Here is a 13,553-nt window from a genome sequence, read left to right as displayed (position 1 = left end):
GGGGGTATTGGCGTAAGCCAATACCCCCACTCAGGAGCAATTGATCGTACCTTAGGTCAAGTCTCCCACGACTTGAGACACCCTACTTACTGAAATGCAAGGATAACAGCAACGACAATGCACGCGACACCTATCCCGAGCGGAAGCCACGCCTTCTTTTCCCTGTCTTTAACAAGGAGGGTCTCGATTGCGGATGCAAGAATCAGAAAACCGCCAATAATCAGCAGGTCGAGTGCAACAAAGTTGACGGTTGTTATATTGGAGGACAGACCTCCGGCGTTGACGTTTACGAGCGTAAAGATCGCGGCAAAGATGGCGAAGAGGGCCAGAACGTTTCCATAGATGCGAGACTCAATGTGGGCAACTTCATCCTTTTTGTCCTCGACCTTTTTAAGTTCTCCGGCATAGATGTCGGAATAATCTGCAAGTCCGTTAAAGTTAAGCTCATCAGAAAAAGCGCCGTGGTAAGGATGGGCCACCATGCCATCAACGTGCTGGAACGCAACCTGCGCTATACCCTTAGACTTATCGAGCGTAATAGTGTTACCGCTTACGTTTGTAACGCGGTAGAACAGCCGTGTTCCATGCCCGGGGAAATATAGCGGCGCATCCAAAGAAAGCCCCTGGCGAATGCGCGAATTGCGCAGAAGCACGCTCGCGGTCAAATCGTTTGGCAACGCAACACATTCAACGCAAGAGACGAATGTCGAATCTCCGGGGCCAAGCTCTACTTCGGATTGCCTGCTTTCGTTGATGTAGAATCCCTCGGTGCGCAAGTCATACGTAACCTGTCCGATGTTCGAAGCATCGGCATTGAGAAGCACCTTGCTGTCGATTAGCTCCTGAATCTTAGTATCGCTCAAGTACATACGAACCACTTCCTTAGGCCTCCGAGTATAGCACCAAGGCATAACAACAGTGACTGCCCCCAAAGGGGACATAGGGGAAGTGAGCTTAGTTGGATACGGGATATCGGCCTGGACTATGTCTAGCTAAAGATTTGTTGCTAGAGATCGGTTTGGGTTTGACGGTTCGAATTTCTCTTCGCTTCCGGAAAGCGAGCGTTTTAGCAGCGAATCGCGGCGCATAGGAGCGCTATGCCGAGCAAGAAAAACGTTAGGGATGCGGCGATCCAGCAGTTATCACCGGCCTTGGGGAGCGAGGCGGTCGTCGCGGTGGCGGCCTTGGGCCTAGAGGCCTTTCCGGCCGTGGTATTGGTCACTGTGGTCGTGGTCACTGTCTTAGTCGCGGCTGCGGGCTTTTGTGTGGGGTTTGTCGACGGATTCGCAGCTGGCCAGCCGGTAGTGGGGTCGGTGCCAGGGGCGGGCGGGCCGTCGCCCGGCACGTCGGGACCGGCGGTCTCCCCCGCCGGCGCTGTGGTATCCACGGGCTCGATCGTCACGTGCGCTGCCACGGACCCGTCGGCATCCACCACGCCGCCCGTGCCAAAGGTCCCACCCGCAGGCGCCACAAAGCGCGCGGATGCAAGCGACCCGCCCAGGCAGGCGACGCCGCCGTTGGCGCCCGACGCATCCAGCCAGGACGCATCGACGGTAAGCTGCCTAGCCGCGCGCCCGCGGCATAAGAAAGCCCGCAGAGCAAAACGCATAGGCAGGCCATGAAAGTAAGCAGGATGTAGTGACGGCTGGTGTGGAACGCGGCAGCAAACATAACCGCTCCGATCTTCGCAAGAGCCAATAGAAACTGCGCCGGAAAACTACCTGGTAGCAGCAGTTATTAGTGTAGCGAGATCAGACTACGAGCAGGGAAACAGCCCGTGATTGATTCCCAAAATTAGGTGTAGATCGTTTTGCCAGACGGTGAAAGGAAAACCTGATTGCGTATAGCCATACGCCGGCTCTATGAGCGAGTCATTTTGCAGCTAAGTAGCTATCACAGTTAAACAATAAGGAAATGAATTGCTGAAACTCGAATAGCTTTACTGGTGTTGAACCAAAGGATGTCATCGGAACAGTTCGTCATGGGTGCCCGTACGCTCAAAGAATGCCACCTCTTCGTTTGATGACCATATGACAAGCCAATCACCGGAGTTTGCTACATGGCATTCGTTTCGTCCGCTCCAGTTGCCGTTTAGCCGGTGCATATTATGGCGTCGCTTTAATATCTCTGTTGACTCAGGTGTATTCTGCAGCACTAGGTCAATTAGCTTTTGAAGCTCTGTCAGATTCCAATTCCGGCGCTTTGCTTTTTACTTTAAATCGCGTGAGAAAGCTGCAGAGAACTCAGCGGTCAGCGTACTCATTGCGCCATCGCCGCAGCGATCAGATCGACACCGTTGTCAAAACGCCCTTTTTTACCGGATGCCAGGAATGCATCTCCTTCGCGAATGGCCTCGAGACTTTCGACATTGGGTTCCTCGGGAGCAAAGGTCAACGGGATGCGATGAGTGTTGACCATTTGCTTAAAGAAAGCGCGTGTAACGGATGATAGGTCAAGCCCATAGTAATCGGCCACTTCTGCCGCCTCGCGCTTAAGGTCGTCGTCAACCCTGATGGTTAATGTTGAGCTTGCCATTTATAGGTCCTTTCAATAGCGTGAGTACAACCTTAGTATAACGTACATACAAGTATAGAAAAGATGATTACAAACAATCGACATCGTAGAAGCTTCCCTATTCAAAGAGAGTGAGGGTATTGGCGTAAGCCAATACCCTCACTCAGGAGCAATCCGGAAAGCGAGCGCTTTAGCAGCGAATCGCGGCGCATAGGAGCGCTATGCCAAGAAAGATTAGCGTAAGGGATGCGGCGATCCAGCAGTTATCACCGGCCTTGGGGAGCGAGACGGTCGTCGCGGTGGCGGCCTTGGGCCTAGAGGCCTTGGCGGCAGTGGCGTTGACCACAGCGGTCGTGGTCACCGTCTTAGTCGCGGCCGCGGGCTTTTGTGTGGGATTCGTCGACGGATCCGCAGCTGGCTCGCCGGCAGCGGGGTCGGTACCAGGGCCGGACGGACCATCGCCCGGCACGTCGTGCCCACCGGTCTCCCCCGCCGGCGCCGTGGCATCCACGGGCTCGATCGTCACACGCGCCGCCACGGACCCGTCGGCATCTACCACGCCGCCCGCGCCAAAGGCCCCGCCCGCGGGCGCCACAAAGCGCGCGGATGCAAGCGACCCGCCCAGGCAGGCGACGCCGCCTTTGGCGCCCGACGCATCCAGCCAGGACGCATCGACGGTAAGCTGCCCGGCCACGCCACCGCCGGCAGCCCCGCCCAGCAAACACACGCCATAGGCGCGCACACCTGCCCCGGAGCCCGCGCCCGCGGCGACAACGCGCCCACCGCGGCGAACGGCAAGACCGTCCGCGATCACGCCGGCCACCCGCGCATCCGCGATGCCGGCGCCGTGGGCCCGCGCGTCAACCTTGCAGCCATCCACCGCGAGCGCCCCCGACACGTAGATCCCGCACTGCGAGCCCGTGGCCACCAGCGACCCGGTGCCGCGGAGCGTCAGATCGCCCCACACCTCCATGCCGCAACGCGAGATGTCCACGTCGGGCGCGCTCGTCTCGACAACAGTGTTCTGCCCGGTCAGCGTCACCACCAGGTCGCCGTCGGCGCCGATGGCCTCGCCCGTGTAGCCGTTAAGCTCCAGGTGGTCGGCATCGGTCCAATCCCAACCGGGGCCCGAAACGCCCGGCTCGTAGTACGTGGCGCCCGCAATGAAAAGGCTGTCCGCGCCCGCGGCATAAGAAGGCCCGCCCAGCAAAACGCATAGGCAGGCCATGGCAGTAAACAGGATGTAGCGACGGCTGGTGTGGAACGCGGCAGCAAACATAACCGCTCCGATCTTCGCAAGAGCCAATGGAAACTGCGCCAGAAAACTACCCGGTAGCAGCAGTTATTAGTTTAGCGAGATCTAGCAAGGGACTATAAAGAAACCAGCGATCGAACCCCGAAATTAGGTGTAAATCGTTTTGCCAGTCGGTGAAAGGAGGGATTGCATCCAGCGTTGCTCATAGATAGTCGCGGCCACGGCCCTGTTGTTCACGCTACTGACGTTCTGGATAGGGCGCACCCCCCCAACCTTTTGACTTTCCTTGTAAACGGGACCCATCAGAATAGAAATAATCAATTCAAATAGTAATTTGTATTTAGACTTTACAGTGTTAAATACAGCTGTTACATTCTGTATCAGTACGGTTTTGTTAGTTAGGAGGAACAATGAAAATAGTATTCGGCAAGATGAAGGGCGAGCCGTCTTATGCAGCTGGCGCAAGGTATATTGAGGAAATGATTCGTTCCGGCCAATTGATGAATGGCGACAGACTCCCCTCCATTCGAGAATTCGCAGACGACAATGACATGAGCACTGCAACCGCTCAAAGGATCTACTCAGAAATTGAACAGAAGGGATTAATTACCACAATTCAAGGAAGCGGTTCACTAGTCACATTTAATGAGGATGTAGTACTCGATGATGGCATTAATAAAGTCACCGTTTTTTGGTCGTATGCCCATAAGGATGATCTTAATTCTAAGGGTGCTATTCTTACGCTTCTAGAAGCCATCAAGGCCGAATACGAACTCCAAACGGGTGAAGATCTGACTGTTTTCGTTGATAAGGATGGGATTGAATGGGGTGCGAACTGGAAAAATGCCATTAATGAAGCGCTGTTGAATACGGTAATTTTCATTCCAATCCTTACCCCCACCTATCTTAAAAGGCCCTCATGTTTGGGTGAACTCAGGAATGCAGTATCTGTCTTTCGTGAAAAGAAAATTGCATATGGAATTTTTCCCATTCGATTTACTAACGTTGATGCCGCCCTTAAGAACTTTCCAGATGACGATCTTGCCAACACGCTTAGTGAAACTCAAGCATCTAATTTTTATGAAATTAGGACTCGAGATCCAGAATCTAGTGTCTACCAAGATTATGTCGCAACTCTTGTGGCAAAACTTGTGGAAGTGGACCAACGACTTTGTGAGGGTCATTTAAATCTTGTTAAGCAAGCAAGTGAAACGCTGCAGGAAACGCAAGACGGATTTCTCGACAGGCTCGCCGCGCTTGAAGCTGAAGGTGAAAACCAAGCTCGAATCCTTAATAGTATGACGGAGAATATGGCTGCAATCGGTTCGCTTGCTCAGGAAAAGACGGTAGAAATGAAGGAGTCAGATGCAAAGAATAAAAGCATAGCCGCTAAGCTGATAATTACGCGTAGTATGGCAAAGGAGCTTGGCCCTCTTGCTGATGAGTTCTACGCAAATTGTCGTGAGTTTACTCAAAGTGTTGAAACGATGGGCGCTGGAGTAAGCGCTTATGTCGAAATATGCCAGTATTATGGTGGGGAACGTTCTTTTGATTTTGAAAATGCCGTTAGTAGTCTTATCGACAACACTAATGAGGCCTTTAGTGAATGTAGAGATTTTGGAAACTCAGTCTCGGTAATTGGAAAAATGTCTAGGGATTTACGCGCCCCCGCTCATCGGATTCAAAAGAGTCTCGATTTATTCTGTAGCACTCAATCACAATTTAGTAAGTGGGTCGAAGAGCTTAAGCGTTTGGACACTGTTGAATAATCTAACCAAAAGAGCGTGTATCGACGCAGCCGATACACGCTCTTTCTACAAATGGATTTATGCAATAGGCTAGAGTCAACGCAGTCAGCACTCCCCTAGTCCCGCTTAAACAGGTCCCTCGTGTACACCTTGTCCGCCACGTCCGCGAGCTCGTCGCTCCAGCGGTTGGCCACGATCACATCGCAGCCGGCCTTGAAGGCCTCCAGGTCGTGCGTGACCTCGGAGCCGAAGAACTCCGGCGCGTCCAGCGTGGGCTCGTATACCACCACGGGCACGCCCTTGGCCTTCACGCGCTTCATGACGCCCTGGATGGAGCTCGCGCGGAAGTTGTCGGAGTTGGACTTCATCGTCAGGCGGTACACGCCCACGACCGGCTTCGGCTTACCCTCGTACACGCGGTCCCACACCATCTGCAGCACCTCGTCGGCGACGAAGTCCTTGCGGGTGCGGTTGGCGTCCACGATGGCCTCGATCAGGTTCTGCGGCACGTCCTTGTAGTTGGCCAGCAGCTGCTTGGTGTCCTTGGGCAGGCAGTAGCCGCCGTAGCCGAAGCTGGGGTTGTTGTAGTGGCTGCCGATGCGCGGCTCCAGGCACACGCCGTCGATGACGTCGCGGGTGTTGAGACCTCGCACCTCGCAGTAGGTGTCGAGCTCATTGAAGTAGGCCACGCGCAGCGCCAGGTAGGTGTTGGCGAAGAGCTTCACGGCCTCGGCCTCGGTGGTGCCCAGCACGAGCTCCGGGATACCTATAGTTCCATCGGAATTCACGCGCTCCAGCTCGGAGGGGTCCGCCCCTTGGGCAAGCAGGCGTGCGAAGCGCTCGGCAGCCGCGACGGCCTCGGCGTCATCTTTCGGCGCGCCCACCACGATGCGAGACGGATGCAGGTTGTCGTAGAGAGCCTTGCTCTCGCGCAGGAACTCGGGGCTGAAGAAGATCTTGCTGTCGCCCAGCCTCTCGCGCAGGCCGGCGGTGTAGCCCACGGGGATCGTCGACTTGATGACGATCCAGGCGTCCGGGTTCACCGAGCGCACGGCGGCGATGGCGGCCTCGACGGAGCTCGTGTCGAAGAAGTTCCTGTCCGAGTCGTAGTTGGTGGGCGTGGCGATGACAGCGTAGTCGGCGCCCGCATAGGCCTCGGCCACGTCGACGGTGGCGTGAAGGTCGAGCTCGCGCTCCCCCGCCTTGGCCTCCGCCAGGAAGCGCTCAATCTCGTCGTCCTGGATGGGCGATACGTAGTTGTTGATCTTCTCGACCTTCTCGGGCACGATGTCCAGCGCGTGCACCTCGTTATGCTGCGAGAGCAGGACGGCGAGGGACAGGCCGACGTAGCCGGTACCGGCGACAGCGATCTTCATGTCATTCTCCAATTGTCAAAGAACAGGTTAAAAATAGCCCCAACAGCTGTTGGGGCTTAATAGCTAGAGGCTCTTCCTCCACACCATCTTGTTCACGACGCCGGTGTAGCTCTGGATGATCTTGACCACCTTGGTGGACACGGTCTCGTCGGCGTAGTCGGGAACGGGCGCCTCGGGCAGCGACCCCTCAGCGTCGAGCTCGACGGCGGTGTGGACGGCCTGCAGCAGGCCGCGCTCGCTGATGCCAGCGAGCGTGAAGCACGCCTTATCCAGGGCCTCGGGGCGCTCGGTGGAGGTGCGGATGCACACCGCCGGGAACGGATGCCCGACGCTCGCGAAGAAGCTGGACTCCTCGGGCAGGGTGCCGGAGTCGGACACCACGGCGAAGGCGTTCATCTGCAGGCAGTTGTAGTCGTGGAATCCCATGGGCTCGTGCATGCGCACGCGCGGGTCGAGCTCGAAACCGGTGGCCTCCAGGCGCTTGCGGGAGCGCGGGTGGCAGGAGTACAGGATCGGCATGTCGTACTTTTCGGCCAGCGCGTTGATCGCGGTGAACAGGCTCGTGAAGTTGGCCTCGGTGTCGATGTTCTCCTCGCGGTGGGCGGACAGCAGCATGTAGCGCCTGGGCTCAAGGCCGAGCTCGGAGAGGATATCGGACGCCTCGATCTTGCCCAGGTTGGCGCGAAGGACCTCGGCCATGGGCGACCCCGTGACGTAGGTGCGCTCCGGGGCGCAGCCGGTGTCCTTGAGGTAGCGGCGGGCGTGCTCGGAGTAGGCCAGGTTGACGTCGGAGATCACGTCGACGATGCGGCGGTTGGTCTCCTCGGGCAGGCACTCGTCCTTGCAGCGGTTGCCCGCCTCCATGTGGAAGATGGGGATGTGGAGCCTCTTGGCCGCGATGGCCGACAGGCAGCTGTTGGTATCGCCCAGGATCAGCAGTGCGTCAGGCTGGACCTGCACCATCAGCTTGTACGAGGCCGCGATGATGTTGCCCACGGTCTCGCCCAGGTCGGCGCCCACGGCGTCGAGATAGACGTCCGGGTCGTCCAGCGACAGGTCGCGGAAGAAGATGCCGTTGAGGGTGTAGTCGTAGTTCTGACCGGTGTGCGCCAACAGGCAGTCGAAGTGGCGGCGACACTTCTTGATAACCTCGGACAGGCGAATGACCTCGGGGCGGGTTCCCACGATGATCAACAACTTTAGGCGGCCGTCATCTTTAAAGTGAATATTTACCGTGTTATCCATTCGAATCCTTTCTCTGAGGAAGCCAATTCAACAGAGCCGCGAAGGCAAGAGAATCATTGAACGCCGTTCGTCGACCCTTATCAGTACCTCGCCCTCTTCGATTTTGAGGCGACCGAGATGACGAGCCCGCGCTCGTACTCGTTCATCGAGAGCTTCCAACAAAGGAGCGAGTAGACGGCAGCCGTGAGGCAGCCCGCGAGAACCAACCCCGACCAGCCCCTGACGGGGAAGAGGCGGTCCAGGACAATGCTGACCCCGAGCGTGACCGCGGCAGGTAACAGCCAGCTCCCGAATGTGTCGGTGAAAAAGCGCTTGAGGTCAATCCCAAGGGAGTTCCTATAGATGACGTTCTGCCCGACGGTCCTCAAAAAGTAGGCGATGCAGATGGAGAGGCACCCACCAAGGGCGCCGAGGGGCACGGAGAGGATGAAACCGAGAACGACGTTGCAGACGGCCATGGCGAGGAATACGAATGCCTTTGCTCGCACCTGCCCCGCCGCAGTGATCGCCGTGACGCCGACGAGCTGCGGAAGCTCGACGAGGCTGGGGATGATGAGCAGGAGAGTACACAGCCAGAGGCCGTCGTACCCGTTGCCCACCCAACACTGGATGAACCAGCCGCCGAGACCGAAGAAGCAGACCTCGATGAAGCCGATGATATACAGTTGCACCCTACCGAAGCGGACCATGAGGGTCTGTAGGCCCTCACCAACGCCGATGACTGCGCGAGAGACCTTCGGCATGAACATGCCATTCAGGGCGCTCGCAACCGTGTAGACATAGCTCTCGAGCGACGAGGCGAGACCGAAAAGCGCGACCTCGGAAGTGGTGGCGGTGATGGCGATGATGGACGGCATGACCGCGAAGATGAACCGTTGGCAGACCTGGCCGACCATGACCCACACGGAGAAACCGACCACCTCGCGAGCGAGCCCCGAGTCCCAGCCGGCGAGGTCCGCCCTCGCCTTGGTGCCCCTATGGACGAGCACGAGTTTGGCGAGTGTGGTGACAACACTGACGGCGGCATTGACGATAACGAGCGATACAACCCCCCAGCCCATCAAGAGTGTCACGACGATGAGGAGCACCGTCAGCACCTTTTGGATGAGATTGCACGCGTTAAGGGCGACGAACCGTTCGTTGGCAGTGAGGATGCCGTTCAGGGGCGCGAACGGGAAGGAGAAGATGCTGTAGAACGCAACGATGACGAACAGCGTCTTGAAAACGGGCATCTGCTCTGGCGTGAGACCGGAGTAAAGACCATCGATATTGAAGAATACGACCACGAGAGCGACGGCGATGAGAAAGGTTATCGCGATATAGGTCTTATAAACAATGCCCAGGAACATCCCGACGGCATCCTCTTTGCCCTCCGCATAATACTTCGAGAGAAAGCGCGAGACGGAATCTCCGAGCCCGAAATCGAGCAGAAAGAAATTGACGACGGAGAGAGCGAGGGTGTAGAGACCGTAATCGTCCGCACCTATGCAAGAGATCATCCAAGGGGTGTAGATGAGCCCCGCAACAGTGTTGAAGGCAACGGCACCATAGGATAGAACGGCGCCGGCTTTGTATTGGTTAACTTTCACTGTTCTCTCTCCATTAATTCAGAAGGTTCGGCAGTTTGCTCTTCAATAGGCACTCTTCGTCCTATGCAGTAGAGAGGAAGCAAATAGAACCAGAGAACTATGGTCAGGTATTGACTCCAGTCACCGCGCTGTCCACTAATTACAACAAATACGGCAAAAATGAGGTAAGCGATAGTCCAGATGGACTGATCCTCACCCTCCTCCAATCGTTTGTAATAGCTCTCATCAAGAACGGTACAGACGATCCCCCAAATTAAAGGAGCCAAAAAAATACCGACAAGACCAAAAACAGCATATCCTTCTCCAAGGACGCTATTGCCAGCAGTTGAGTAACCCGTAGCAACCAAACCAGGATTAATCTGCTTAAGCACCTGCATGCTAAGCGGCTCTGGCTTAAATTCCCAAATCGATCGTGGAATAAAAGCAAATAAAGGCTTCAGATACACAACAGGATTAATCAAGTCGATGTGAGTACTAAGCAGTTCATTAAACCAGTGATAGCTAAAGCTAAAGTCAGTGCTTTCGAAAATATAATCAATATCAAAAATGGTTTTGAAGGAGATTGGCTCTCCCAGTCCAAAGCAACGAATGAAATTTAAAAATACCATTACAAAAAGTAAAGCAACGACACTGAATGCTGTATAAACAACTTGTTGGTGTATAGAAGTATGTCTTAGACTAAAAATGACAAGCATTGCAATGATAGAAATCAAAAAGAGTCGCGTAAAGCCAAATAATAGGGTTATAACGATGTATATCAAAAGAGATATAAGCGCACGTCTCTTGTCTTTTACATTATTTGCAGTAACCCACAGAGCCAAAACGCACGGGACGAGTAGGTGGATTGCAAAAGTGAACGAGGATCCAATTCCTTCCTCCCCCAAAGAAAGCTGCTTAGAGGTCATTTTTCCAGATAAAACTTGAGAGATACCCACTACACCAATTTGCGAGATTAGAAGCGCAACGCTAACGATAAGGAAAATCCAGAATAAAACCCAGGCAACGGATTTATTTGGAGCAATAATTTCAGTTTTTGATGGCCTTGGTATTCCGCTCCTTTTCAATCGACCAATTGTTTCCCCAACTGTGAAAGCAAGGATGCCAATAAAGGCATAAAGATCAATTGTCGAGGCATTTATATAGAGATGCTCGTCAACCGTAAGCGGATAGAGGACAAAAATCATGAAGTAGCAGAGCATCCAAACCGTAGAAGAGGATAGAAACCTGCCCCTACGATAGTTGGAAGCAAAATTAAATATAATAATTAATGTGATCAGCAGTTTCAAAGCTATGCCCTGTCGGTCTCAAGTCCGATACTCATTCGAGCAATGTCCGAATACAGGAAATGATTCTTCGAAATCTTTGCGACCTCGTTCATATCGCAAAGAACGTCGGGGCTTTTAATTCTCTCAATATCCGCCTTAAGGGACTCCGAGTCATCACCGCTTGTGAAAGCAACATTTCCGCCGCAATCAACATGCGTAGCACCATCCCAATACTTGATAAGCAAAGGCTTTTCCATAGCAACTGCCTGCTCCCAATAAACAGAGTGTCTACCGGGGAAGACTACAAGATTAGCCACCGCAAAGTAGTCGTATGAGTCCGAAGTATTCGCCCAAGGCACGTGGGTAATCCGCTTACAAGCGAGCCTTCTACCAAATTCTTCTCTGAGTGAAGGGGCAACAGGACCGAATACCAGCAGTTTCACATGGTCATTCATTTCAGCAACAGCGTCCATAAGTGCGAGAACCTGTCGCTTGGCCTCGTCAATCTTCCCTCCGGTTACTACTACGAAGTCGCCATCCACAAAGTTGAACTTTTTCTTCGTTTCTGCGACCTTCACATCATCGGTGGCGCGTCTGACCTCATCGTCATCCCCACCCATAATGAGAAGTGAGCATTTTTCCTTAGGCAAGCCGTAATTCTCGACCAGAAAGTCAACTCGAGCTGGAAGAACCCCCCAGAACCGCTCCGTATAAGGTTCAAGCAATTTCGCATAATAGCGCCACACAACCCGATGCAAAATATAGCGAGAAACAAAGTTAGTTGCGCTGTTCGAATAATCAGCATGGTTGTCCACATACAGAGTCGGTCGCACATTGCAGCCCTTGATGTAACAGACGACTGTTTTCGCATCACGAAACTGACAGCCGTGGAGAAAAATGATGTCAGGTTGGCGCTTCTCAAGCTCGGCGAGAAGCCCCGGATAAACCTTAAGCCTGTCATCAAGCCCCTTTTCATTCGCCGTTTCCATGCGAACCAGAAGAACATCTCCGTCGCATGAGCACCCAGCGGAGACATGCTCAAGCGCCCCGTTCTTGTCATGACGCCATGCCGGGGCAAGGATCGTAACGTCATATCCGAGTCGAGCGTGATATTTGGGCAGCAGATTGTCCTGATAGGCAAAACCTTCGGTATAAGGCCCGTTAAGCGCAATGTGCAGTATCTTTTTCATGAGTTGACCCTTCGTAAGTGCTGAATTTGACTCGAAGCAACATCGAACCCCTGCACCACGCGGGAGTCCCCGCGTCGCACGGTCTCGGCACACCCACCCGTGTCGTATGTCACCACAGGTGTCCCGCAGGCCTCGGCCTCAAGGTTCACCGTGGGGTAGTTGTCCTCCACCGTCGGGTTGAAAAACACGTCGGCGACCGTGTAAATGGTCGCAAGCTGCTGGGCGCAGTCAGTCCTAGTCATCAGAAGCACTCGACCCCCTCCCGCAAGGTTTACAACGGTTGCCCTAAGCGTCGACAGATCGGCGGGCACAACGTAAGCGGCGGCGGGGTCGGCTATCTCGGCGCACGCGGAATCCTCGGTCACCACTACGGGTGTCCCACAAGCCTGCGACTCGGCCACCGTCATGCCGAAAGTCTCCTCCACGCCAGGGTGCACGAACACATCGGCCGCACTGTAAGCCTCGGCCAGCTTCTCGGCACTCTCAGTCTTGGGAAGCGCCACGAGTCGCTTCGAGAGTTGCTTAATCTGCTTCCAGGAGAGCCCCACGAGCACGATTGCGTACCTCTCGGAATCCAGCTCTCCCGCCAGGCGCACGAAGTCGACCAGGCCCTTGCGCTCGGTCCAGGGACTCGCCACGCCGAGAATCATGAACCTGTCGCTTATGCCGTACCTCTCGCGGAAGTCGCTCGGGGTGGGCTTGAACACGCTCGTGTCGATGGTGTTGTGGCGCACCTCCACGGGGTACTTGGATAGGAAACTCTCCCTCACCAGGTTTGCGAGCCACTGCGAGGGCGTGATGAGCTTCATGCGCTCGGCAGGCACCAGGTTGAAGAGGCGCTTCTTCTGGTCGAAATTCCACGCGCATGATGCCTTGGAGTACGTCTTCGGGTAGGTGTCGAGTTGTGGGCAACACTCTTCGAAGTGCGCACAGTGGGTCTTCCACTGTGCGCACTTCACATATGTGAAGTACGCACAGTGGCCCGTGAACGCCCAGCAGTCGTGCAGGGTCCACTCGACTTTGCAATCATGGGCAGCGAGCCACTCGAACAGCATCTCGATGTTGACGTAGTAGCCGTGCAGGTTGTGCAGGTGCACGACGTCGGGGTTTATCTCATCAAGACGTTCAAGCAGGCGCTTCGTTGCAGCCTTGGAATGAAAGCCCGCTTTGCCGTCGAGACGCGTCTGCAGCGCATCAACCTTGACCTCGGCATCGGTGGCAAACCGAAGCTCGCGGTCGCCTTCCCCGGCGCGGCCGCGGCCCCAAAAGGCATAGGAGTCCTCGCCTGCGGCGAGGAGCTCCCGGTGTTCCTTCATCATAATGCCGCCCGTCGAGCCGTTCGGCACAGTGTTTATGTGAGCTACTACCGTC

General features: G+C 55.1%; 11 protein-coding genes and 1 pseudogene. 1 reads left to right on the top strand and 11 read right to left on the bottom strand.

All coding sequences use genetic code 11. The features are described 5' to 3' along the window. Positions 1–86 precede the first annotated feature (86 nt). The 5 genes and pseudogenes from ACTNBB_RS02995 to ACTNBB_RS02975 form a co-directional block, all read right to left on the bottom strand. Complete coding sequence (locus tag ACTNBB_RS02995; RefSeq protein ID WP_441056237.1) at positions 87–869, bottom strand: dCTP deaminase domain-containing protein; 783 nt, start codon at positions 867–869, stop codon at positions 87–89. Between the two features lie 197 nt (positions 870–1,066). Beyond that, the gene (locus ACTNBB_RS02990; protein ID WP_441056236.1) at positions 1,067–1,609 is read right to left on the bottom strand and encodes a hypothetical protein; all 543 of its coding nucleotides are present in this window, start codon (positions 1,607–1,609) and stop codon (positions 1,067–1,069) included. 354 nt (positions 1,610–1,963) lie between these two features. Beyond that, positions 1,964–2,194 (bottom strand): annotated as a pseudogene (locus tag ACTNBB_RS02985) (type II toxin-antitoxin system RelE/ParE family toxin); the annotation flags it as partial. 65 nt (positions 2,195–2,259) lie between these two features. Next, complete coding sequence (locus tag ACTNBB_RS02980) at positions 2,260–2,535, bottom strand: type II toxin-antitoxin system RelB/DinJ family antitoxin (protein WP_441056235.1); 276 nt, start codon at positions 2,533–2,535, stop codon at positions 2,260–2,262. A gap of 169 nt (positions 2,536–2,704) precedes the next feature. After that, on the bottom strand, positions 2,705–3,793 hold the full coding sequence (locus ACTNBB_RS02975; RefSeq protein WP_441056234.1) for a hypothetical protein: 1,089 nt from the start codon (positions 3,791–3,793) through the stop codon (positions 2,705–2,707). A 386-nt stretch (positions 3,794–4,179) separates the two neighbouring features. On the opposite strand from ACTNBB_RS02975, the gene ACTNBB_RS02970 reads away from it, so the two are divergent. Continuing rightward, positions 4,180–5,538, top strand: a complete 1,359-nt coding sequence (locus ACTNBB_RS02970; protein WP_441056233.1) for a TIR domain-containing protein — start codon at positions 4,180–4,182, stop codon at positions 5,536–5,538. Between the two features lie 95 nt (positions 5,539–5,633). Here the strand turns inward: ACTNBB_RS02970 and ACTNBB_RS02965 are convergent, their stop codons facing one another. The 6 genes from ACTNBB_RS02965 to ACTNBB_RS02940 all read right to left on the bottom strand — a co-directional run bounded on the left by ACTNBB_RS02965 (position 5,634) and on the right by ACTNBB_RS02940 (position 13,498). Then, entirely contained in the window at positions 5,634–6,893 is a 1,260-nt protein-coding gene (locus tag ACTNBB_RS02965) for a nucleotide sugar dehydrogenase (RefSeq protein WP_441056232.1), read from the bottom strand. Positions 6,894–6,956: 63 nt separating this feature from the next. Next, positions 6,957–8,138 carry a non-hydrolyzing UDP-N-acetylglucosamine 2-epimerase gene (gene wecB / locus ACTNBB_RS02960; RefSeq protein ID WP_441056231.1) on the bottom strand — a complete coding sequence of 394 codons (1,182 nt, stop codon included), beginning with the start codon at positions 8,136–8,138 and terminating at the stop codon, positions 6,957–6,959. 80 nt (positions 8,139–8,218) lie between these two features. Beyond that, a complete protein-coding gene (locus tag ACTNBB_RS02955; protein WP_441056230.1) occupies positions 8,219–9,727 on the bottom strand; it encodes an oligosaccharide flippase family protein in 1,509 nt (502 codons plus the stop codon). Beyond that, positions 9,724–11,013, bottom strand: coding sequence for an O-antigen polymerase (locus ACTNBB_RS02950; protein ID WP_441056229.1), 1,290 nt, complete (start codon positions 11,011–11,013; stop codon positions 9,724–9,726). The genes ACTNBB_RS02955 and ACTNBB_RS02950 overlap by 4 nt, the downstream gene beginning before the upstream one ends. A 2-nt stretch (positions 11,014–11,015) precedes the next feature. After that, positions 11,016–12,182, bottom strand: a complete 1,167-nt coding sequence (locus ACTNBB_RS02945; protein WP_441056228.1) for a hypothetical protein — start codon at positions 12,180–12,182, stop codon at positions 11,016–11,018. Further along, the gene (locus ACTNBB_RS02940) at positions 12,179–13,498 is read right to left on the bottom strand and encodes a glycosyltransferase (protein ID WP_441056227.1); all 1,320 of its coding nucleotides are present in this window, start codon (positions 13,496–13,498) and stop codon (positions 12,179–12,181) included. Before ACTNBB_RS02940 ends, ACTNBB_RS02945 begins: the two co-directional genes overlap by 4 nt. Between the last annotated feature and the right edge of the window lie 55 nt (positions 13,499–13,553).

The organism is Collinsella sp. HCP28S3_B9 (assembly GCF_052066095.1).
Lineage (GTDB): Bacteria > Actinomycetota > Coriobacteriia > Coriobacteriales > Coriobacteriaceae > Collinsella.
Note: the sequence above shows the minus strand (reverse complement) of the source record. Positions and strands in the feature narration are given on the sequence as shown.